The following is a 22,543-nucleotide window of genomic DNA, read 5'->3' on the forward strand; positions in this document are numbered from 1 at the left end:
AATGAAAACCCGCCGATGTGGCGGGTTTTTTTATGGTGTTGGGAAAGTCGTGTGAGTCAATGCAAGAGCATTCCCAAACCATGTTTATTCTATGTTATTTGGGGGATTTAGGTACTAACCCATAAGGGATCGATTTGAACGCTTTCGGGTGCGCTTGATATGTTGGTGCCTTGTGCACACCTTTCCAATCTAAAAGCATAATCGCGAGCACATTGCGATGTTCCCCAAACTTTAGATCAAAGTCACCATCAACGGATGGGATCATCCCTTGTTCGGTGCTGATGGCATCTCGAATCGCTTGGCGTGTTTTCTCAACGACGGGATCGTGGTCAAGGCCAGCCAGTAAAAATGAAATACCTACTTCGGCAATGATGTCTTCTTTTGCACGCAATAAAATCGTGTCGATGTTGTCGCGGAAGTAATCATAAATCCATTGATGATCCGCTTCATTCACGCGCTTTTGATAATACTGAGAGTCGGCAAAGATGATGTGCGTCATGCCATAGATTTTGTTGCCGTATTGCTGAGCAGAGAGCTTTTTATCATTGTCGTCGGGGTAGGTCGCTCGGAATGCTTCAATGAACGCGTTCACCACATCTTGTTCACCCAGTTGACGCAGCCAATAGACCTGATTTGCCAACTGCGCCGCCCATGCTTCAATCATCTCTTTATCGGTGGCGTAGCGAGTAAAATCGTAACGACGAATGATTTCTCGCAGTGTTTTATCTTGTTGGTGCTTTAAGCCGTACTCATCTGCTCTCGCCATCGCGCCCAGTAAATCGACGCCAAGATACAAATACTCAGGGTGATGTTTTGTTACGGTATAACGACGTTGGCTGCGTTCGTCCTCTTTTTCTTGGTAGCGAGTAAGCCGCTCAGAGGAATATAAAATGATGTCTTCTGGTTTGACGACGTCATTCGCGAAGCGATTCAATCGGCTTGCGACTTGAGCCATGTCTGTCCAAATGGTTGCGTAGTATTTTTCATCTAAGGTTTGGCGGAACATACGCAGCCCAAAGTGGCCTTCCTTAAAGGGAGGAAGCGTGAATAACTCACGTTCGTATGTGTCGCGAATCAGCTGTGCTGATTGAGAGTAATTAAGTGCAGGCACCTCTTCTTGAGATGCCTGAACATTCAAGATGAGTGAGCAAGAGAGCAAGACCGCCAAGCTGATAGGTTTGATACGCATAAATCCATTCCCTGATATAACCTGGATGTAAACTTATCATCAATGTTTGTTAAGAATGTAAAACCTGAGTCAATAGTTCAAAATATGTCTAAAAGTCAGGTTGATACGTTCTCCTTTTGGTTTGGCTGTTTTGGGAACGCAGTGTCTCCAATGGTGCTGAAGCTCCCCAGCCATGATCAATAATGCGCCGTGGCCGAGCTCATATTCTATTTGAGTTTTACAATGTAAATTTCGTAGCACAAATCGGCGCGTATCACCTAAGTTCAACGAGGCGATCACCGGATTTCTGCCCAGCTCTGGTTCATTATCTTGGTGCCATCCCATAGAGTCCTGACCGTCGCGATACAGATTCGCCAATACAGAGTTGAATGGGGTGTTGGCAAGGCTTTCACAGCGAGCCTTGAGTGATAAAAGCTCAGATGTCCAAGGGTGAGGCGTCATGGTTAAACCCGAATAGGTGTAAGGCGCATCGCCATGCCAAGTCTGCAAACGAGGTTGAAGTATCGATTTCCCGAAAATGGTTATGCGTTCTTGTTGCCAAGGCAAGGTACTCATAAGCGTTGAAAAGTACGTATCCGCTTCTTGCTGAGAAAGAAAGTTTGGCTGATAAAAGAGCTTACCTTGGCGTACCTCTTGCCAATCCGTACTTTCAAATAAATCGCCTTGCCCTTGCATCCCGTTGCCTATTTAAACCATAAAAATTTCAGATAATTATTACCTTTGCAAAGGCTATTGGTTATTCTTGTAGATAATAAGAATTTTAACAATAAAAGAATAATTCTCGTAGTAACGGACGAGCTAGTGGGGAGCTAATGCGTTATTCACCCAGAAAGCAGTGCTATTTTGCACTGTTCTTTTTCGCTTTTGTTGCCTTGTGTGTTGGTGTTATTGAGCTGTTGCATCAGAATCAGCAAGACCTTCAGCAAGAGCGCGTGCAAGTTGAAGCCAAAGAACAACTGTCTATTCTCCGCTCCAATTTGGAAGCGGTACTCATGGCTGATATTTACAAAGCCAGCACATTAGCGACGCTAATCACTTTGCTGCCAAATAGCGAAGAAGAGGAGCTAAGCATTGCCGCCGATCGTATTCTTAACAAAAGTAAGCACATCACGGTCATCGGTATTGCGGAAAATGATGTAATTAGCCATATATTCCCAACTAAAGGCAACGAGCGCGTCCTTGGTCTGGATTACCGTAAAGTACCAGCGCAATGGGTACAAGTTCAAAAAGCCAAAGATATTCAAGAGATTTTCATCGCGGGGCCGGTGTCGCTTGTTCAAGGTGGGCGAGGGCTTATTGTACGCGTGCCAGTATTTCGAGACCCGCCAATCAACAAAGAGTATTGGGGGGTGATCAGCGCTGTGGTGGATTTTGATGGTTTAATGCGAGAAACCGGCGTATTCGACTTCTCATACCATTATCCTTTGACGATACGCGGTTATGACAGCGGCGGCGAATATGGGGATATGTTCTTTGGTGATCCTAATCAAACGGGAAAATTGTACGCCAAAGAGCATGTGCACTTCCCTTACGGTGGCTGGAGTATGGCGGCCTATGCGGGTGGGCAGCTTGAGCAACAAATTTCGTGGTTTGAGCTGAACATCGTCAGAATCATTGGCTATCCCATTCTTATTGCACTGAGTATTGCGTTGATCGTGATTTACCGTTTGTACATCATCGCTGACGACCGTGCGCTGCATGATGAACTGACGCATTTGCCCAATCGCCGCTACTTTATGCAGTCATACAAGCAGCAGTTTGAAATCGCTAAGCGCTATAAAAAACGTTACAGCTTTGCGTTGATCAATATAGATCTAGACCGATTCAAACACATCAATGATACCTTCGGCCATGACGCGGGTGACAAGGTGTTGATTGCCACCGCAGAGCGCATCAAAAGCAGCTTGAGACGTTCAGACATGGTCGCGCGAATGGGCGGTGACGAGTTTTTAGTGGTTGTACACAATTTGGGAATGGAAGAGCACGTGCAGAAGTTACTGCAAAAGCTCAGGTTGGCGTTGTGTTCGACGCCCGTTATTTATGACGAAGAGCTGATCTACCTACGCGTGAGCATTGGTTACGCCATCTTCGATCCGCAAATGACTTCTCCAGAACAAATGATGAAAATCGCCGACGAACGGATGTATCAACAAAAACACGGTGGATAAAAAAACAAAGCCCAGATTGATTCTGGGCTTTGTTGTATTTACAGAATGAGAAAGATAGGGAAGGCAGAAAACTGCGTCCCCAAGAATTCTCTATGCCAATTTGAAAGCACTTAGCTGATGTTTTAGCTCCATCGCTTCAGCTTGGTAACCGGAAACAATCTGGTTCAAGTCATCAGCGTGCTGACCCGTTTTGTGCGCGATGCTCGCCAATACGTCGATATCTTGGTCGATGGCTTCACATGCTTTAGATTGCTCAATGGTCGAGTGCGTAATGGTGCTGATGTGATTGTTCACGTGTTCGATGCTGCTTTCGAGTAAAGACACACTCTCATTCACTTGTTGCACGGATTCAAACGTGTCGTCACTGGCTTGTTTGCTCTTTGCCATGCTTTCTACTGAGAAACGGGTTTTCTCGCCAATTTGGTCCAACAGTTTGCTGATGTTCTCGGTAGCTTCTTGGCTGCGCTGTGCCAAATCACGCACTTCAGAAGAGACAACCGCGAAGCCGCGACCATGTTCGCCCGCACGAGCGGCTTCAATTGCTGCGTTAAGGGCTAATAAGTTGGTTTGTTCAGAAACGCTGTTGATGGTCTCGACAATTTGGCCAATGCTCTGCGTGTCGTTCGCCAATTCTGCCATGCATTGTTCAGTGGCGTTGATTTGCTCCAACAAGCTTTGCACGGAGCGGTAAGACAATTCACTTTGGGTCTGGCAGTCGACCACTTTGTTATTCATGGTTGTGGTGTCACCCATTGCGCGCTCTGCGGACTGAGCGATTTCCACACTCGATTGTGCGAGTTCAGTCATCGCGGTTGCGATGTTGTCGCACTTAGCGATGGTAGAGCGGCTACTGCTATCAAGATCCTGCGCAGATTCAACAATGTTTTGTAGTCGATTTGAGCTCTCGTTATTGGTCTTAGTGACGTCAAACAGCAGCTTTCTGAAGTTAGAGATCAAAGCATTAATGCTGTTCGAGATGGAAGCGATTTCATCTTTGCCGCGAGAATCGAGTTCAACCGTCATATCGTGGTGCTCAGACATACTGCGCAGGGTTTGTTTTAGGCGACCAACGCGGCTTCGTAGGCTTGCAACCAAACCCCACACCATCGTGATCATAAGCAGAGAAATCACAGCAGTCGCAGCCATTAACAAGTTGCGATTTAACGTGGCTTGCTGCGCGGAATGTTCTGCTGCACTGAGCATCTGATCAACCATTTGGTTACGCAACTGGTTCATGAGACCGATGCGCTCGGTTGCCATAGGAAACCATTCAGTTGCTTGAGGCCCCTGAATGCTGTCTAGGTTGGCACTCTGGTTAAGGAAGGATTGCTGTACTTGTTCAACCTTCTTCCACGCAGGACTACTTTGGTGCGATTGCAATGACTGTCGATATTGTTCAGGGAACGCGATTTGAGCTTTTCTTGATGCGTAATCCCCCGATTGGATGTATCCCTCAATGTTGGAGAACAAAACAGATGTGGCGCTTCCTTTCGCAAATACCCCATTAAGTGCGCCGCGTGCTTGGCCTGCACGCTCTTTCATCACGATCACAGAGATCAACGCATCGCCAAGTGTACCTAGCTCTCGGCTTTGAGTCTGTGCAATCAAAACGTCAATGTTGTCGATGATGAGCTGATTCAGGTTGGAGTAATAACCAAAAGGTGCAATTTGAGGCGAAAGGCGATCAACCCCTTGTCGAACCTGGTTGAGTCGATTGAGCTGCACTTGGACATCTTGGAGTAAGTCGTAGCTATCGCTGCTGCTAATTAATGGCGTGTTAAGTTGAACCAATGAATTGACCGCGTCATCGACTTTTTTTCTTTGCTGAGTCAGCTTTTGCACGATCTCAGTTTTGCCTTGGCTACCCAGTACGCCGGCTGTTAGTCCACGCTCGACAGCGAGATTATGCGCAAGGTTGTCGTAGTGGGTGATTAAGGTCACTAGCTGCTGATCTTTCAGGGCTTGGTGGGACTGAGTGTTTAAATTGATGGTGTGCTGAACCGCTAGAAAAATAGCAAGTAATAATGGGACGCCTGCAACAACACTGACCATGATATAGAGGGGAAACTGACGAACGAACGCAAACATAGAGCTCTCCTAAGTACCAACCGTGAAATCCATTTACTGAGGTATTTTTCCTCATTAATTAGCAGTATAGGGTAAAAATATGAAAGCTAATGGATAATCATAAAGTAGTAGTTGGTTTTTTGCTGAGAAAGTGATTAGTAGCAATGTAACAAGTGGCATATTTGCATGCTATTGCATTTTGCAAATGCAATTTGCGAAAGTGCTGGTTAATAATGCGTCGATATGCACCTGGATCTATTAAAAAACGGCTTTTTTAAAGTTGGCACGCATCGTGCTTTATCTAGAGTGACCCTTATTAAGCCGAGGGTCACCTAGCCAACTGACGTTGTTAGTGAATACACATTGTTCACAAGTATATACCGCCAATCACCTTTCTTGTGATTGGCGTTTTTTCTTTCTAGAGACCGATAATATTCACATTGTCACCCGTCTCGTCCGCTTCCCCGCATTTGCTGTAACAGCTTGGTTGTCTTGGACATACCGCCCCTCTTGAACAAATCAATCTTGCTTGGCTTTGAATGCCGCGTTCTATCCAATTGATATTTAAGATTTTAGCGATCGTAGTTAAGTCTTTTTTGATATGAGGCGGAATAACACTGCTTCCGCCGGAAGCGACACAGAGAGACTTCAACTCTTCCGCTATGGAAACCGCATCGCCACCTTGTGCTGAAATCGCAGGGTTTAAATCTATCCCCGCGCACAACACTCGGTTGTTCCCCGCCGGGTCAAATACGTTGACCGATTCGCAGCAATAAATGCGTGGCTCGTCACCCACATTCAAAATCGAGATTTGCGCAGAGCTCGTATCTAAAGGTTGGGATAGACGTCTGAATACCGCCCAGTGTTGGCATGGGTCATTCACTTTGCGCATGTTGCCCCAAGGTAATGGGATGCCATTACCTCGATACACAGCTTTAAGCTTGCCCGGCCCGTACGCGTCGAAATAGTGCCAATGGGGATATGGTGACACAACGGTCATGCGGCGCATCGCAACGGATGGCGAAACGCCTGCTTTTTTATGAACATCAATTTCGTAACCGGAGCGGTCGAGCAACTGACGAAATGGCACTTTAGGGCAAAGCAGAGCTCCTGCAAAAAAGCTGGACTCAAAGTCTCGCCAAGCTTGCAGAATGTCTTGCGAATTTAGCTCAGAGTTCGACACGGGGCTGTCCATTTGTTCCCAGTTATTCTGATGTCCGATGGAGAGCACGTTATTCATCGCGTCGCTGCTGTGCAATACGCGGTGGCCAATGTATACCGATAAGTCGTATTTTAAACGGGTAGGGTAGTCGCGCATCCGTTTGTTGAGATAAATGGTGCCCGGTGGTTCCATGAATGACGTAATCAATTGCTTGGCGTTTACACCCAATTCATCGATGACATCTTGAGGCGCTCGGTCAACCCAGCGGATATCCAAGCCCATACTTTTGGCAATGTCGATCAAATCCTCAACCGACAAATTAAGGCGCTTCAATCCCACTTCTTCGGCGGCACGTTCTAAATCAGGAAAATGGTTTTGATGGTTCTCTTGGTGCGCGCGGATCAGCAAGTGAGCAAATTGACGACCTGTGATCCCGGTTTGAGACAGCATTTCTGGAATAGCAATCTGAAGAATGTCATTGGAAAACAGGAAGCTCGGTTCTAGCGCCATGCCATTAATCCCGCCTCGATTCCCTTTGTTGGGGGTAATGGCTTCTAATTCGGGCTCATCATCTAAAAACCACGCCGGATCTTTTTGAAAAACTTCTGCGATTACCTCGAGCATATCGATACTCGGGACGCGTTTTCCGCGCTCAATCATCGAAAGGTAAGAAACCGACGGCGCGTACTCAGGATTAATCCTTACACAACGGGCAGACAAATCTTCCATCGTTAAATGGTTGTTTTTTCTTAGGTTACGAATTTTCGTACCAAGAAAATGGGACTGACGAATAAGACTTTTTGACACAGACATTTTGTAAAATTCACATTGTAAAATTTTTGTTGTGAAATTGTAGTCAATATTTCGCTAGTCTACATAATGAGCAGGCAAGGAAATTAACCATCAACTTCACAGAATTGCCTGAAACTTAAATAAAGGATTTAAGTTTTTACTCTAGGACGAGTTTTTAAGTGCGAGGATATGACGATGAATATGCTGAACTTCGATAAAAAAGAGATGCAACAACAACAACGCCCATTTATCGCTGAAGCCGTATTTGCCGTCGAAGCGGTAAGTGCTGAGCAGCAGAGTGAGAAACAAGTAAAAGCGAAGCAACTACTAGACCGCATGTTCCCATTGGAGAGCGGGTCGCACCAAGATGTATCAAGTTACGTGATTGATTACCGCCATGTTTTGGCTTATTTCAAAGACGGTACACACAGCGGCCTGAAAAGCCCAAAACACTTCGTGGCGTACACTGGTGAAAAGGAAGACCCAAAATCGATCTTGTTCAAAGATGATTCAGGTAACCACGTAGAAGTGCTGTTTGGTTGCCATAAAGGCACAGGTTGTGTGGAGTTGATGGACATCGATGACATCCAATTGGAAACTCGCATCACGTTCAATCCAGAGTTGACTGGCAATGCGCCAACCGCGATGCGTCATTGGATTAGTCTTATTAAAGGCGACAAGAAAGGCAAACCGATGGCGTGTAGCGAAGACAAAGAGTACACCGCAAAAAATGGTGACGACTATGTTCTTAGTTACTGCTACAGCATTGATTAATCAAATATAAGCCCAAGTAGCCTGCTTTGGGTATGTAGGACGAAAAAGTAGAAACCCCGCACTAAACAGTGCGGGGTTTCTTTATTTGTTCTAACCGTCTTTACTGTATTTTCACAGAGGTTAGCTTAGATAGGCATCACTCGGTTTCGACCGAGCTGTTTTGCTTCATAAAGCTGTTTATCGGCTTTGTTGACTAATGAATCTACGGTGTCACCAACTTCGAACTCTGCCACACCAAAAGAAGCGGTAATGCTATGAACTTGTGTGCCCGAGCGTTTATCACGAACACGCAGCTTTTCAATCATGCGGCGTAGGGTATCTGCATATTGGCGGGCGATTCGTAGGGATTTGTTTGGCACAATTAACGCAAATTCTTCGCCGCCGAAGCGGTATGCACTCACGCCATCGCGACAGCTCTGTTGCAGTCGACGCGCGATCGCTTTCAATACTGTGTCACCAAATAGGTGCCCATAGTTATCGTTGAACGCTTTAAAGTGGTCGATATCCAGCAAGATGAGAGTCATCGCCTGATTAGCGTTAATCAGCATGCTCAAATCAGTATCAAAGGCACGACGATTGTAAAGATTAGAGAGTCCATCAAACAGCGCGTCTTTTTGTACTTCGGCTAATTGATGCTTCAAACGAGAAATTTCTTCACTCGCATTGGTGAGTTGACGGTTTAAGAATTTAGTTGAGTGGCGAATCTCATGAGATTCAGCAACGAGTTGGCGGATCACCACCATCACTTCTTCGATGCTCAAGCTGTTGTCTTCAACTTTTTCTAATTTGTTGAAGCTTTTATCGACCATCGCAGAGAAAGAAGAGGTATCTGACAAAGTATCACTCATGGAGCTCGACACTTCATGCAGTAGCACTTCTACGTTGGTTTTGAGATCTTCTAAACTGGTTTCTGCTCTACTGGCCACGTAGTTGTTGTAAAGCTGTTTGTTCGCTGCTGGTGGACAAATACCGTAGTGTTCTAACACTTCGTCCATCTCAAAATTGAGTTCTGGAATGGTTTTGTCTACGTAGGTATACCAAAGCGCGTAGTTTGCGGGGGTGGCAGCTACATGATTTTTGATCATTAGTGGCACCGCTTTTTTTAAGTTAGCGGTCGATTTCTTAAACTCGTCGTCAGTCATTTCTGCGATGTTACTAGCAAAATGGAATTGGATTTAGATTACCGGATATTAACTAATATCGCTTTAATTTTTATCATTTTTGCTTGGTTTATATAAAAAAATGAGTAAATAGCGGTGATATTCATAAATCTGAAATTTGATTTTATAAAATTGCGGTTTAAAAAGTGAACGATTGAGGATGGAAATACGATTTGGCTCTTATGTTCACGATTCATGCAAAGAGCATGGAAAGCGCTGTAGTTAGTAAGAACGGATGATCCGCTTGCGATGCCGAGCGTAAAACAAATCAGTACATTTAGCTCCTCGCCTAAGGACGTTTTTTGAAAAAGAAAATAGGGCTTTACTGGTTTACGTTTGACCTAAGACTTCACGATAACTCGCTATTGGTTGATGCCTCATCTTTTCTGGATGAATTGGTTTGCTTGTATTGTCGCCCTTCAGTAACTCCTTTTCTCCATCATTTTGCTCAGGAGGCAACGCTCGGACGAGCTAGGCAGAAATTTATCGATGCGTCTTTGTGCGAACTGAATGACGCACTCGGCCAGTTAGGTCAGCGACTTTGGGCGCTAGATATATCCCCGTATCAAGCCCTCAAATATGCCATTCAATATTTGGGTGTCACTCATCTTTATGCAGACGCAATGGCTGGCTCGGATGAACAGAGCATATTGCACAAGCTGCAAGATGAATACCCACACCTTGTCATTGTTCAGCACGCTGTACGCAGTTTGTTCGACGAAAGCAAGTTGCCGTTTACGTTGTCTGATCTGCCCGAGACTTTTACTCAGTTTAGAAAGTGCGTTGAAGGGATAGATATCACCCACCCAATAGATGCGCCGAGCCGCCTACCACCAATGCTAAAAGGCGCTCAACTGCCAACTTTATCCTCTTCTTACTTTGATGAGTCTGCGCTGTTTTCTGGCGGAGAACGGAGTGGTCTTGCGCATTGTCGGCGTTACTTTTCTTCTGGCTTGGCAAGCTCATATAAAGAGACGCGCAACGGACTCGACGGGATGGCGTATTCCACCAAATTTTCACCTTGGCTTGCGCTTGGTTGTGTGTCGCCAAGAATGATTCATGCCATGCTCAAACAGTATGAACAAACCCAAGGGGCGAATGATTCTACTTACTGGATTTACTTTGAATTGTTGTGGCGCGAATATTTTTATTGGTACGCAAGGTGTTATCAACAAAAGCTGTTTCGGTTTGGTGGTATTCGCAATCAACCGCCGTTAACCAGTTTTTATGCGCATCGTTTTCAGCAGTGGAAAAATGGCACCACACCGTATCCCATCGTCAACGCGTGTATGCACCAACTGAATCACACTGGTTATATGTCTAACCGTGGTCGCCAGTTGGTTGCAAGTTGCCTTGTTCATGAACTGGGGTTGGACTGGCGGTATGGAGCAGCCTACTTTGAAACGCAATTGATTGACTACGATGTCGGCTCGAATTGGGGAAACTGGCAATATTTAGCGGGAGTAGGGGCAGATCCGAGAGGCTCTCGTCAGTTTAATTTGGAGAAGCAGACACAAATGTACGACCCAAATCATGAGTTCATTGAACGATGGCAAGGGCGTGACAGCCGAGCGCAGCAAGACGTTGTCGATATGGTCGACTGGCCAATCACAACGCTGCAAGAAAATGGAGATAAATAAATGCGTTATGACACGGTGCGATTGATTCTCGGCGACCAACTCAACAGCGAACATTCCTGGTTTCAGCAAGCGGATGATACCGTGCTTTACTTGATTGCTGAGCTCAAGCAAGAAAACACTTACGTTACGCATCACATTCAAAAGGTGTGCGCTTTCTTCTCCGCGATGGCTATTTTTGCTCAAGAGAAGCAAGAGCAAGGGCATCATGTTCTGCATCTAACGTTGGATGACACTGCCGCTTTTGACGATCTTGACCAAGTATTGCAGCACTACGTTCGTGAAGTAGGGGCAAGCAAATTTGAGTATCAACGGCCTGATGAATATCGACTGTTGGAACAACTGACCAAGTTGAAATTAGAAGGTGTTGTCAAACGTTGTGTCGACACTGAGCATTTTTTACTGCCTTTTGCAGAAATAGAACAGCAGTTCCCGCAAGGCAAACACGTCATGATGGAGCACTTTTACCGACGGATGCGCAAGCGCTTTGATATTTTGATGCAAGACGGTAAGCCAGTGGGTGAAAAGTGGAATTACGATGCCAACAACCGTAATAAACTGAAAGTGAAAGATATCGAGCAATTACCCAAACCGCTGATGTTTAGCCTGAATGTTGACGAGATTGTAGAGCGATTAACGCGACACAAGATCTCGACCATTGGTTCACTCAATGGTGATTTGTTATGGCCAGTGAATCGCGCTCAAAGCCTATCTTTGCTCGCGCATTTTTGTCAGGTTTGTCTCCCTCACTTTGGTCGGTTTCAAGATGCGATGACGGCGGAGCACGATGCCAAATGGAGTTTGTATCACAGTCGTTTGTCGTTCTCGATGAACAGTAAGTTACTGCACCCCAAAGAGGTAATCGATGCTGCACTTAGTGCGTATCAATCAAACAAACACATCGATATTGCACAGGTAGAAGGATTCATTCGTCAGATCTTAGGTTGGCGGGAATTCATTCGGGGTGTGTACTGGGCGAATATGCCGCAGTATCCGCAGAAAAATGAGCTCGAAGCATCACGTGATTTACCCTACTACTTTTGGACAGGAAAAACCAAGATGGCTTGTATGCGCAATGCAATAGGCCAGTCTCTCGATTATGCCTACGCCCATCATATTCAGCGTTTGATGGTGACGGGCAACTTTTGTTTGCTCACCGAGATGAATCCTGACCAAGTAGATGCTTGGTATCTCGGCATTTATGTCGATGCGATTGAGTGGGTAGAAATGCCCAATACACGCGGTATGGCATTGTTCGCCGATGGTGGCATTGTTGGCACCAAGCCTTATGCCGCAAGCGGGTCGTACATCAACAAAATGAGCGATTACTGTAAAGGTTGCCACTATGACAACAAGGCGCGCAGTGGTGAAGGCTCTTGTCCGTTTAATAGTCTTTATTGGCGATTTATGGACAAGCATGAAAAGCGACTCGCTACCAATCCACGCATCGGCATGATTTTCCGGTCTTGGGACAATATGGAAGCTTCGCAACGGCAAGCGATCCTTGAGACGGCTGAACGCTATATCGCGGATTTGGAGCATTTGTGATGAACATTTTGATCGTCGGCGGAAACGGAGGGATTGGTTTGGCGATGGTCAAAGAGGCACTAGTGCGCTTTCCGCAGGCTCAAATTCACGCGACCTATCGGCGCACAAAATCCGATTATGAACATTCAGCCTTGATTTGGCACCAGGTCGATGTCACGGATGAAGCGCAGGTCAAAAATTTGAGTCAAGCGGTTAATAGTATCGATTGGGTGATCAACTGTGTCGGTATGCTGCATACGCCAAACAAAGGTCCGGAGAAAAATCTCAGAATGGTGGAGCCTGACTTTTTCCTGCAAAACATCGCCGTTAACACCTTGCCAAGCATGTTACTCGCTAAGTATTTCACGCCACTTTTAAAGTGCAGTGGTGCACCGAAATTTGCGGTTGTATCGGCCAAAGTTGGCAGCATTAGCGACAATCATCTTGGCGGTTGGTACAGTTATCGAGCCTCGAAAGCCGCGCTGAATATGTTTCTCAAAACCATGTCGATTGAATGGCAACGCACGCTTAAAAATGGCGTGGTCTTGGCATTGCATCCGGGCACGGCCGATACCGCGTTGTCTGAACCGTTTCAAGCTAATGTTCCTGAGGGTAAGTTGTTTACACCAGAGCGCGTTGCCAGTGATTTAATGGGGCAGATAGTAAAAGCCGCCCCGCAAGATAGCGGGGCGTTTTTGACGTACGATGGTGAGCGTTTGCCTTGGTAAGCGTTACGGGTTTTTCTCTGGTTTGCTGCGTCGGCAGCGTTCAGAGCAATAAATCACCGTCTCCCAATTTCGCGCCCATTTCTTGCGCCATGAAAAAGGTCGCTCACAGACGGGGCATAACTTCGTTGGTAAGTGCGATTTAAAGCCTTTCATCATGCTTATTCTCAAACGCTAACCAGTCTTCATTATTGTTCAAACAAGAACAAATAGTCGCCGTAACCCAATTGTGCCATTTTGCTTACTGGCACAAACTTCATCGCTGCCGAATTCATGCAGTAACGCAGCCCGGTTGGTTTTGGGCCGTCGGTAAATACGTGTCCTAGGTGAGAATCACCAAACTTGCTGCGAACTTCTGTTCTAGGATAAATCAACTTGTAATCGGTTTTTTCGACGATGTAACCTGGGTTGATTGGCTTAGTGAAACTTGGCCACCCCGTACCCGATTTGTACTTGTCGGTAGAAGAAAACAACGGCTCACCAGTCACGATGTCGACGTAAATGCCGGCTTCTTTATTGTCCCAATATTCGTTGTCAAACGGGCGCTCGGTACCTTCTTCTTGCGTTACGTAGTATTGCAACTCAGTCAACGTAGACTTGATCTTCGATTGAGACGGCTTGTTGTATGCTTTTACCTTCGACAGCAGTTTTTTCTCATCGATAAGCTGACGCAGTGTTTTCGGATGTTCTTTGCGATCGTCACCAAACACTTCATCCAAGTATTTGTCTCGACCGGATGCGTAACGATAGTACTTGTACTTTAGGCTGCTCTTTTTGTAGTAATCCTGATGGTACTCTTCCGCTGGATAGAATGTCTCAAACTTGATCAACTCAGTTTTAAGCGGTTTTGGGTAAATCTTCGCATTGTCGATTTCCATCATAAACTGCTCTGCGATCTGCTTTTGCTCTGCGTTGTGGTAGAAAATAGCAGGTCGATACTGTGGACCTCGGTCGACAAACGATCCTTTATCGTCGGTTGGGTCAATGTGGCGGAAAAAGTAATCGAGTACTTGTTCGTAATTCACTACATTCGGGTCGTATTTCACTTCGATGGATTCAATGTGTCCGGTTTTTCCAGAAGATACTTGGCGATAGGTTGGGTTTTTCACGTGCCCGCCGGAGTAGCCAGACACCACATCCAAGACGCCAGGAAGCTGTTCTAAGTCCGATTCCGTACACCAAAAACAGCCGCCAGCCAGTGTGGCGATTTCTGCATTCTCTAAAGCTTTCATCTTATCCATCGTATCGGCGGTGCCTGTTTTACTCAAAAGTAGAAACAAGACAGGAAGTGCGAAAGAGAATCCGACCAATAACTTAGATATTTTCTTCATAGCTACCTCAACGTTGTTTTCCGTAGAAAGTGTGACTGAAATAAAAAGTGCTACGTAAATAGAAAGGCAACAGAGCGAAAAAATTACAGCGATTTTTAAAATTCCGTTGCCCTTTTTGATAAGAAAGATACAGTATCGGCACGAAATACACCGCTCAATCGGGCAAAAGTTACACCCAACGAGCGATGCCAAAATGAGGTAAACCATGCAAGCAGAAGTTAAATGGGTCGAAGATTTTAAATTCCTCGGTCAATCGCAGTCCGGTCACTCAATCGTGATGGATGGTAACGGTGGTGCAACGGCACCAAGCCCAATGGAAATGGTGCTAATGGCCGCTGGTGGTTGTAGCTCTGTGGATGTTGTGGATGGTTTAAAAAGCGCAGGCCAAAAGGTGGTATCTGTTAACGCTAAGCTAACCACTGAGCGTCGTGAAACCGCGCCGCGTATCTTTACGCAAGTGAATATCCACTTTGAAGTGTCAGGTGACGAGCTTGACCCCGAAGTCGTAGCAAAAGTGGCGGCTGACTCGCTAGAAAAATACTGCTCGGTTTGCCTAATGCTTGGCAAAGGTGTCGAAATGACACACAGCTGGGAAATCGTGTAAATCGATACCCTCCGCAGAATGAAAAAATAGCAAAATAGGAAAGAGAAAAGTGCAGGCTTTTCTCTTTTTTTCTTGTGCAATTCGCGTACTGTGTGTTTGGTCTGAAGTAGTAGGAATTTTCCAATGACCGAACTAGAAAAAATGATGTCCGGCCAAGTATTTGATGGCATGGACAAAGAAATTGACGCCATTCGAACTCAAGCCACTCTTGCCCTGCGCGCCTTCAATAACAACACTGACGAAAGTAAGCGCGACGAATTGCAAAAACAGCTGTTTGGCAAAGCGGGTCTTTGCATCGTTCAAGCCCCTTTCCATTGCGAATTCGGTAAAACCATCGAAATCGGCGAAGAGACCTTTATCAACATGAATGTGGTCATGCTCGATGGTGCCAAAATTACCATCGGGAACAACGTGCTCATTGGCCCGAGCGTGCAATTGTATACCGCTTCTCATTCTGTGGATTACCGAAGTCGCCGACGTTGGGAAACGTTTTGTAAACCCATCACGATTGAAGATGATGTGTGGATTGGCGGTAACTCCGTCATTAACCAAGGTGTGACGATAGGTGCTCGCTCAGTCATTGCGGCGAATTCAGTCGTTAACCATGATGTGCCGCCAGATTGTCTATACGGAGGCACACCAGCGAAGTTGATTCGTCGTCTCAACGAAGAAGAGTAAGAATCGATAGTGATGGCATGATGACTCGCTTTACAGGCGTATGAGAATCATGCCATCAGAAAGGGATAATTCGTCAAGGAGTCTAAGATGTCGAACAAGACAGAAGTCCTCATGTGCCCTACATGTGGGGTAGAAACGCATCATGTCGTGGTGTTAGTTAGAAAGAAAAGTGGCTATGAAGGCGATAAAAATCGCAACAAGAAAGAGTTCATCGCAGGCTTTCTCAAAAGTGTAGTCTTCGGCGCCTTCCTTGCTTCTATGGATGAATTTGAACGTCACTTGATCTGCGAAAACTGTGGTCATAAAACCATTCAACAGTAACGGATAGTCTTTCTTTCTCTGCATAAGTTCATAAGTGCGGTTTGAAGCACTGGTTATTCAAATCGCATTATCCTCTTTTAGTGCTTTTGCTCTTCTTATGTTCCTCTCTCAAAAATGAGTCACATTAGTACGCATTTTAACCGCTTGGATGCAGGTAACTCACTGCTATGTATAATAAATTTTGGTGGGAAATACGTGTTTCAGCTCGATGTTTAACCTCTGTTCTATCGACACGTTTTGAGTCAGTAAACACTTAAATTTCGTTTGCTTTATGTTGTACGTAGTGCAATTGTGTGAAATTGGTCACATTAATGTTTAATTTATAAAAAAATAATTAATGAATAGTAATTCACAAATATGCTGACCGTATGTGCTATTTAGTTTTGACTTATCTTTTAATTATTCACTTAGTGAATGTTTTGTTGTTTTTAGATTGACTGAGAGTTTGATTTTCTATTCAAACTTGTGAAAGGTTGAATCGATATATTAGAAAACATGAATTTGATCTTGTTTCTATCTTTTGTTTTAAATGCGAAATTCATTATTAACAACGGATGGTTTTGATGATTTCTCTTGTGTGTATCCCACCAATTTTAGAAATTGAAAATTAAACTTTCTCAATACAATAACGACTAAAATTAAACGGAATGACGTTCTTATATTTTATTGTATTTTAACTTATACATTTTGACTTATTCATTTTAACTGTTTTTGTTGATTTTAAGTTATTGATAATAATTGTCTTTTAACTTTTGTTTTAATGGCGTTGCTTTGCTGCTTCTTTAATGTTGTGGTGCGTGGCTTTATTTATAAAAAGTCATTTTAAAGTACGTTTTTAAGCAAAGTAGAACGCGACAATACTCAGATAAATAGTATTAAAAAATTAAATAAGGATTTAACCATAAGAGTAATTTTATGGTTGATAGGTTTATTGGGGTTGATTATCTGAATTTTTATGGAATTTCATCCCAATAATCTGTTTGTCTTTAAGTTTATTCTAATGAACTTAATTCTCATGGAAGTTTCAAAACATGCAGCACACAACAAAGTGGATGATGACGCCGCTTGCAATGTTGTTGGGTACGCTGTTTTCAGCGCCATCATTCGCGGTGGAAACGAGTGTAATTGATAGCACCAGCACGCCTGAATCTACACAAAATGAAGGAGACACGTCCTGTATTGTTTGTAAGTTTAGTGGGGCCGTTTACCTATCTTACGATACAAACATTTACGATAAAGACGACTACCGTTCTGTCCGCAATTTCTCGTGGGGAGGCGATCTCGTTTATTCCTTTTCGAGCGACACAAAAGCCTATTTTTCTACGGGTGGCTATCGTGCCCTAGAAGATGAAGTCGGCACCTACGCGACAGATTCGGTGTTGGGCTTGCAATACACGAACCTATATCGCTTTGGAGATACAGGGAAAATCGGCGTTGCGGGTCAGCTCACCATTCCAACTTCAGAAACATCTCGTAAAGATGAACTGCACACCGCGGTTCGTTTAGATGTGCCGATCTCTTTTTCAGCTTGGAGCGTCGATTTTTCGGTTTCGCCAAGACTGAGAAAAAATTTCCACGAATACAAGACCATGGGTGGACGCTCGCTGACTGAGTGGACTTACTCATTGTTTGCTGTTGCGGAAAAGTCGTGGGAATCGTTCGCAGTGGGGATCACGGCGTTAGGTGGTAACAGCATCAGTTATCAAGGTACGCGCAGAAGCAGTTGGCAGTATGAAGGGGCGTTGTACGGCACATACGAGTTTGATGAAAGCTGGTCATTGCTACTCGCGGCGTCATCAACGGGTTTCTATCAAGATGCAGAGCGAGGCACCTTGGGCAACATCGATTTGTTGGACCAAGAGAAAGCGTCTTACATCGCGACAGTGACTTATTCCTTCTAGGAAAATAACAACAATTAAGGATATCCAAATAATGTTTAAAAAATTGACTCTGGTGTCAGCAATAACGGCCGCACTTGCAGGCTGTGGCGCAGATGATCAGGCGTATGACTATGTCGAAAGAGATGCAAAAGAAGTCGCAGTAAAAGATCTTAAAGACGGTCGTTGGTTTTACGTTCCGACGACTGGTGCCGCGCCACGCTTTGCTCTGAACCAATTCCCATTCTTGCAAGGTTCACCTCGTTACGTTGAGCTTTGTTTTACCAAAGAAGGTCTGGAAGTTCGCAGTTACGATAAAAACTACCCAGACGCGCATCTAAGCAAAGATGCTAATAACTACTGCGGTGAAGAGAAATTTGTCGCAGACGACGACGGCGTTAACTTCGCGCAAGTGCTGACGATTCCGGGTGACTTTGCGGCGTATCGCTGTCAAGAAGACGCGCATGGTGATTGCACCAACAAAGAAGAAACCAACGAAGACGCAAGCCTAAACTACAAGAAGAAAACCCACTTCACTCCTCGTCCTGAAGATCTCGAAATTGCAGAATTCAATATGGAAGATCTGTATGGCATTACTGAGGGCATTGATGAAATTGGCGCACCACGATTGATCTCGTGGGACTTTGACCCTAAAAACGGTCTTCTCAATTTCGAACTAGAGCGCACGTTCCGTATCGATTTAGATAATATTTCTGACTACATCAACTTTGCAACGAAAGCGAGCTTGGATGAAGCGCTTGTGGATGGCGCGTTTAAATCTCGTTTCTACTACTCGTTAGTGCACGAAAGTGAAGTGGCAACCGAAGGTTACCAACCGATCTTGTACCCAGTGGGTGATGAGAACGACATTGGTTTCTTCACCACGTCGACGAAAAAGCTTAACCCAGTCACGAATAAATACGACCGTGATGTGGTTTACCTCAATCGTTTCAACCCAGATCAAGGCTCTATCAAATATTACTTGAGCGACAATTTCTTTGAAGAGAAGAACAAGTTGTTCTTGGATGCAACGCTGCAATCGATCGACAAGATGAACCAAGCGCTGAATGTATTTGGGGCGGATGCAGGCAAGCCTGAAATCGAGATTGTGAACAAAACCAAAGCGGCTGGTATTCACCCAGGTGATCTGCGTTACAACGTGATTAACCTGATTGACGAGCCTCTAGCGAACGGTCTGCTTGGCTACGGCCCGTCAGTTTCTAACCCGATGACGGGGGAAATCATCAAAGGCCACGTGAACCAATACGCAGGCGTTGCAAGAACGGGTGTACCTTTCTATTGGGATAACTTGGCGCGTTTCTATAATCGTAATCAACTGGACTTAGATGGCTTAGATCCATTGCCAAGCAGCAGCGAATCTGTGAAAACAGAAGTCGCGGATAGAATTGAAGCGCTTTCTACAATGGCGGCGATGGCGAGCCTGAAATCGGATGAAAACATTCATGCGCCGCTCGTTTCAAAAGAAGACATCGTTTCTGGAAAAGCAGCGACGAAGAGCCCAACTCAGCTAATGAAAAACTTCAATGATGACATGGAGTTTGAAAAGGTGGTTGAAGCTGAAGAGAACCGTTTGTCTTTCTGGGCAGAGAACAACGTCTATCCAATCGAAGCGTCGTGGGTTTCTTCAACCAATAAGGCCATGTTGGACAACTTGAAGTTGGATGACGAGCGTTACTTTGAGATCAAACTCGATGACGCCGGTCACGAAGTATCGCGTCAGCTTAAGCGTTGGAAATACCTGCCAAAAGAGTTGCAAGTGAAAGCAGCAGATGCGATTACGGTTGCGACTTACAGCAATACGCTTGTTCACGAGCTTGGTCATAACATGGGTCTGCGCCATAACTTTAAAGGCTCAAATGACAAAGCTAACTACTACACGCTCGAGCAAGCGCATCAACTTGGTTTGAACAACATTCCTGCTTACAGTTCGACAATGGACTACGCACCAAGCATGTTGGATGAAACGCCAACTTGGGGTCTGTACGATATTGCGGCGTTTAAGTTTGGTTACGGTCGTAAAGTCGAGACGATTCAAGATTCTTCAGGTTCAGCTCCTGCGCCTGTTGCGAAACCGGCAGACAGTGCGAGTGATGAAGACAAAGCGGCATACGCTCGTTACCTCGCTGATCAGCAAGCCTACCAACAAAGCTTTGCATACAAGTTTGGCAACAATCCAGACAACACATCGCTGATGGTTTGTTCTGAAGTGAAGGCACTAACGGGGAACGAGAAAGGCAAATCACTCTACAACTGTGACTTCAGCCGATTCGATACCGCCGCGTTGTCTGATGATCCAGAACTGAATGCGAAAACTCGTTATGGCGCACTTTACTACCTAGATAAAGTGAATGAAATTGAGCGTAAGTCTTACGATTTCTGTACCGATGGGAACGTTTCTCTAAACAGCGACTGTAACCGTTTTGACGAAGGTACAAACCTAGAAGAAATTGTTTCTTACGAGTGGCAGAACTATCTCGATAGCTATGATCGACGCAACTTGGAGTTATATGGGACGACGGGATTATTCTCGTCCGATTATCCTGGTTACTTGGTGCGCCGTTACATGGAAATGAGTGCTATCCGTGACAAGATGGAAGATCTTGAGCGCATCGATAACCTGTACACCAATCTTGGTTACACTTCGTCAACGGATAAGCCGGGTGATTTCTTATTGCGCATTGCTTCAAACCCTCAATACTGTAGCGAAGGCAAAGCCGATAACTCATGGTTCTGTGATTACGCGAATGGGGCGAAAAAATCCGCGGCGTTCTTCCTTGATATCTTGCGCACACCAGAGCATCAATGTGTGATAGAAAATGCGGCAGGCAACCAAAAAGTGATTTCTTTTGGTCAACTGTTAGACAACAACTCACACCAAATTCCGGCTGATTACGATCTTTCAACAGCCAGCTGTTTTGATGATTTGGCAGCACGCTTTATCGAAGATTCAGATGAGGGCTATATAGCTGTTGCGGAAACTGCGAATGGACGCTTCCTAAACTCAATTGGTAGCTTTGACCCTGATTATCCTTGGTCAAACGCGGTGTCTGTGTTGGGTAACTGGCCAGACAAAGCGCTTGCGAGCCACTTCTTAGCACGTCGATTCTCGAACCGTTTTACCGATGAGGTGAGCTTTGCATCGCTGCTTGATATCCCTGGGGTGCAAGCTGAATACGAAGACATCATGGGCAACATCGTGGCAAATGATGCGTTAAATACGCCAGTTAAATTGGTGGGTAAAGACGGTAAGGAATACACCAATCTAAAAGGTGTTACCGTGAACCTACACATCACTGAGCAAATGGAGTCCCTACCACCAATGCCTCGTGGTATTGCAAGATTCCTTGATATTGGTGCAGAAGGCCGCGGACGTGTTGGCGATGTCATCTTGAGAATGGGTGTGCGCCAAATGAAGTCTTACGACTACACAGTGAAGACTCGTGGTCAATCTCAGTTTGATACGTTTACGAAGCAGCAAGACCGCTACGGTATTATTGCGGGTGACAAGGTTGAGTTTGTTATCGACGGCGAGAAGTTTGTGGCAACAAAAGCAAACAAGCTGGCTTACGACTACGCAAATCAACTGGTGACGTCCAAAGGTTACGATCTAAAAACGTACCTAGATAGCTATGAGCCTGCAACACTAAACAAGGTCGCAGAGAGCATCGATAGCGCTTGGGGGCCATTCCGAACAGCGATTGTCCCAGCGTTCCACGATCCTGTATTGCTGCTGGATGGGCCAATGGTCAACGCAATGAAGCGAACCATTGATGCGGATATCGCGGCAGGTGTGCTGTCGTTCAGCCAGTCTTTCATCAACTTTACGACAGCGAATGTGACTTCGGGTGATTTGGTCATCGATGCAACTTCGGGCACATTGAGCTACAAAGGTGGTAAAGCGCACGATGAGCTGAAAGCGTTCGAAGCTTACACTGATGCGATGCTTTTGATTTACAACGATCACACCGAAGACATGATGTTCGCGGTCGACAATGTGTACGCAGGGTACATGGCGTCTTCAGATGCTGACAAAGAACTTTGGCTGAAAGATCTCAATATGATTCAAGCGTATTTGCGTGGTGATATCGGCGCTGTGGCTGGTGATTACTACAAGATGCTTGATCGCCTACCAACTGCAGTGAGTTTCCAGTAAATAACTCTTAATTCACTCATACAAAGGCCTGCAGCAATGCAGGCCTTTTTCGTCATAGGACTGATGGAATTTAGGAGTGAAAGATGATCTGTCCGTCTTCTGTCATCACAAGTGTCGCTTTGCTTTGTTCGATAAGTTGGGCAGCATAAGAAGGGGTAACGGCCTGCATATCACCTTTAGATCGAAGAGTTAAAGACTCCCACGCTTGATCTCGATATTTCCCTGCTTGGGTGTATTGAATCAGTACTTTCATAGCTTCACGCTCCGGTGTGGTTGACGTGCTACTTAAGTTAACGATCTTAGGTTGGTTACGCATCTGTTAAAAATGAAACATTAGTTTAACTAAATGTGCCTTTC

18 protein-coding genes are annotated in these 22,543 nt (G+C 45.2%); 10 read left to right on the top strand and 8 right to left on the bottom strand.

Annotation, left to right across the window (positions count from 1 at the left end; genetic code table 11):
* Positions 1-94: 94 nt before the first annotated feature.
* Entirely contained in the window at positions 95-1,189 is a 1,095-nt protein-coding gene (locus ACF8OV_RS18080; protein ID WP_024701568.1) for a DUF3541 domain-containing protein, read from the bottom strand.
* A gap of 69 nt (positions 1,190-1,258) precedes the next feature.
* Complete coding sequence (locus ACF8OV_RS18085) at positions 1,259-1,864, bottom strand: alpha-ketoglutarate-dependent dioxygenase AlkB (RefSeq protein ID WP_203504307.1); 606 nt, start codon at positions 1,862-1,864, stop codon at positions 1,259-1,261.
* 137 nt (positions 1,865-2,001) lie between these two features.
* Between ACF8OV_RS18085 and ACF8OV_RS18090 the strand changes: the two genes are divergently transcribed.
* On the top strand, positions 2,002-3,357 hold the full coding sequence (locus ACF8OV_RS18090) for a diguanylate cyclase (RefSeq protein ID WP_023624819.1): 1,356 nt from the start codon (positions 2,002-2,004) through the stop codon (positions 3,355-3,357).
* Between the two features lie 90 nt (positions 3,358-3,447).
* Here ACF8OV_RS18090 and ACF8OV_RS18095 read toward each other — a convergent pair whose 3' ends face one another.
* Together ACF8OV_RS18095 and ACF8OV_RS18100 are read right to left on the bottom strand one after the other, a co-directional pair.
* A complete protein-coding gene (locus tag ACF8OV_RS18095) occupies positions 3,448-5,445 on the bottom strand; it encodes a methyl-accepting chemotaxis protein (protein WP_025557591.1) in 1,998 nt (665 codons plus the stop codon).
* Between the two features lie 397 nt (positions 5,446-5,842).
* Positions 5,843-7,399 (bottom strand): DUF3612 domain-containing protein, encoded by a 1,557-nt coding sequence (locus ACF8OV_RS18100; protein ID WP_005479975.1) that lies wholly within the window; start codon positions 7,397-7,399, stop codon positions 5,843-5,845.
* A 174-nt stretch (positions 7,400-7,573) separates the two neighbouring features.
* Here ACF8OV_RS18100 and ACF8OV_RS18105 point away from each other — a divergent pair, with 174 nt between their 5' ends.
* The gene (locus ACF8OV_RS18105) at positions 7,574-8,152 is read left to right on the top strand and encodes a malate synthase (RefSeq protein WP_025535763.1); all 579 of its coding nucleotides are present in this window, start codon (positions 7,574-7,576) and stop codon (positions 8,150-8,152) included.
* Positions 8,153-8,277: 125 nt separating this feature from the next.
* Here ACF8OV_RS18105 and ACF8OV_RS18110 read toward each other — a convergent pair whose 3' ends face one another.
* Entirely contained in the window at positions 8,278-9,294 is a 1,017-nt protein-coding gene (locus ACF8OV_RS18110; RefSeq protein WP_025629543.1) for a GGDEF domain-containing protein, read from the bottom strand.
* A gap of 320 nt (positions 9,295-9,614) precedes the next feature.
* Here ACF8OV_RS18110 and ACF8OV_RS18115 point away from each other — a divergent pair, with 320 nt between their 5' ends.
* Genes ACF8OV_RS18115 through ACF8OV_RS18125 form a run of 3 tightly spaced genes read left to right on the top strand, consistent with a single transcriptional unit; the run spans position 9,615 to position 13,204 of the window.
* Positions 9,615-10,952, top strand: coding sequence for a DASH family cryptochrome (locus ACF8OV_RS18115; protein ID WP_083135292.1), 1,338 nt, complete (start codon positions 9,615-9,617; stop codon positions 10,950-10,952).
* Positions 10,953-12,497 carry a cryptochrome/photolyase family protein gene (locus ACF8OV_RS18120; RefSeq protein ID WP_258496296.1) on the top strand — a complete coding sequence of 515 codons (1,545 nt, stop codon included), beginning with the start codon at positions 10,953-10,955 and terminating at the stop codon, positions 12,495-12,497.
* Complete coding sequence (locus ACF8OV_RS18125; protein ID WP_031847183.1) at positions 12,497-13,204, top strand: SDR family oxidoreductase; 708 nt, start codon at positions 12,497-12,499, stop codon at positions 13,202-13,204. The genes ACF8OV_RS18120 and ACF8OV_RS18125 overlap by 1 nt, the downstream gene beginning before the upstream one ends.
* 3 nt (positions 13,205-13,207) lie before the next feature.
* Here ACF8OV_RS18125 and ACF8OV_RS18130 read toward each other — a convergent pair whose 3' ends face one another.
* A complete protein-coding gene (locus ACF8OV_RS18130) occupies positions 13,208-13,357 on the bottom strand; it encodes a DUF2256 domain-containing protein (protein ID WP_024103812.1) in 150 nt (49 codons plus the stop codon).
* A 32-nt stretch (positions 13,358-13,389) separates the two neighbouring features.
* On the bottom strand, positions 13,390-14,532 hold the full coding sequence (gene msrB, locus ACF8OV_RS18135) for a peptide-methionine (R)-S-oxide reductase MsrB (protein WP_021450307.1): 1,143 nt from the start codon (positions 14,530-14,532) through the stop codon (positions 13,390-13,392).
* A 205-nt stretch (positions 14,533-14,737) separates the two neighbouring features.
* Between msrB and ACF8OV_RS18140 the strand changes: the two genes are divergently transcribed.
* From ACF8OV_RS18140 to ACF8OV_RS18160, 5 genes are all read left to right on the top strand, one after another.
* Positions 14,738-15,136 (top strand): OsmC family protein, encoded by a 399-nt coding sequence (locus ACF8OV_RS18140; protein WP_005459319.1) that lies wholly within the window; start codon positions 14,738-14,740, stop codon positions 15,134-15,136.
* Between the two features lie 123 nt (positions 15,137-15,259).
* Positions 15,260-15,814: a sugar O-acetyltransferase gene (locus tag ACF8OV_RS18145; RefSeq protein WP_005459239.1), complete on the top strand. Its 555-nt coding sequence runs from the start codon at positions 15,260-15,262 to the stop codon at positions 15,812-15,814.
* Between the two features lie 87 nt (positions 15,815-15,901).
* Positions 15,902-16,135, top strand: a complete 234-nt coding sequence (locus ACF8OV_RS18150; RefSeq protein ID WP_005497910.1) for a hypothetical protein — start codon at positions 15,902-15,904, stop codon at positions 16,133-16,135.
* 1,031 nt (positions 16,136-17,166) lie between these two features.
* A complete protein-coding gene (locus ACF8OV_RS18155) occupies positions 17,167-18,036 on the top strand; it encodes a hypothetical protein (protein WP_005479976.1) in 870 nt (289 codons plus the stop codon).
* A gap of 31 nt (positions 18,037-18,067) precedes the next feature.
* Positions 18,068-22,186, top strand: a complete 4,119-nt coding sequence (locus ACF8OV_RS18160; protein WP_203504311.1) for a M66 family metalloprotease — start codon at positions 18,068-18,070, stop codon at positions 22,184-22,186.
* A 70-nt stretch (positions 22,187-22,256) separates the two neighbouring features.
* On the opposite strand, the gene ACF8OV_RS18165 is transcribed toward ACF8OV_RS18160, so the two are convergent.
* Positions 22,257-22,439, bottom strand: a complete 183-nt coding sequence (locus tag ACF8OV_RS18165) for a hypothetical protein (RefSeq protein ID WP_005393690.1) — start codon at positions 22,437-22,439, stop codon at positions 22,257-22,259.
* Between the last annotated feature and the right edge of the window lie 104 nt (positions 22,440-22,543).

Source organism: Vibrio sp. GLN_1, assembly GCF_043106015.1.
GTDB classification, from domain to species: Bacteria; Pseudomonadota; Gammaproteobacteria; order Enterobacterales; family Vibrionaceae; genus Vibrio; species Vibrio parahaemolyticus.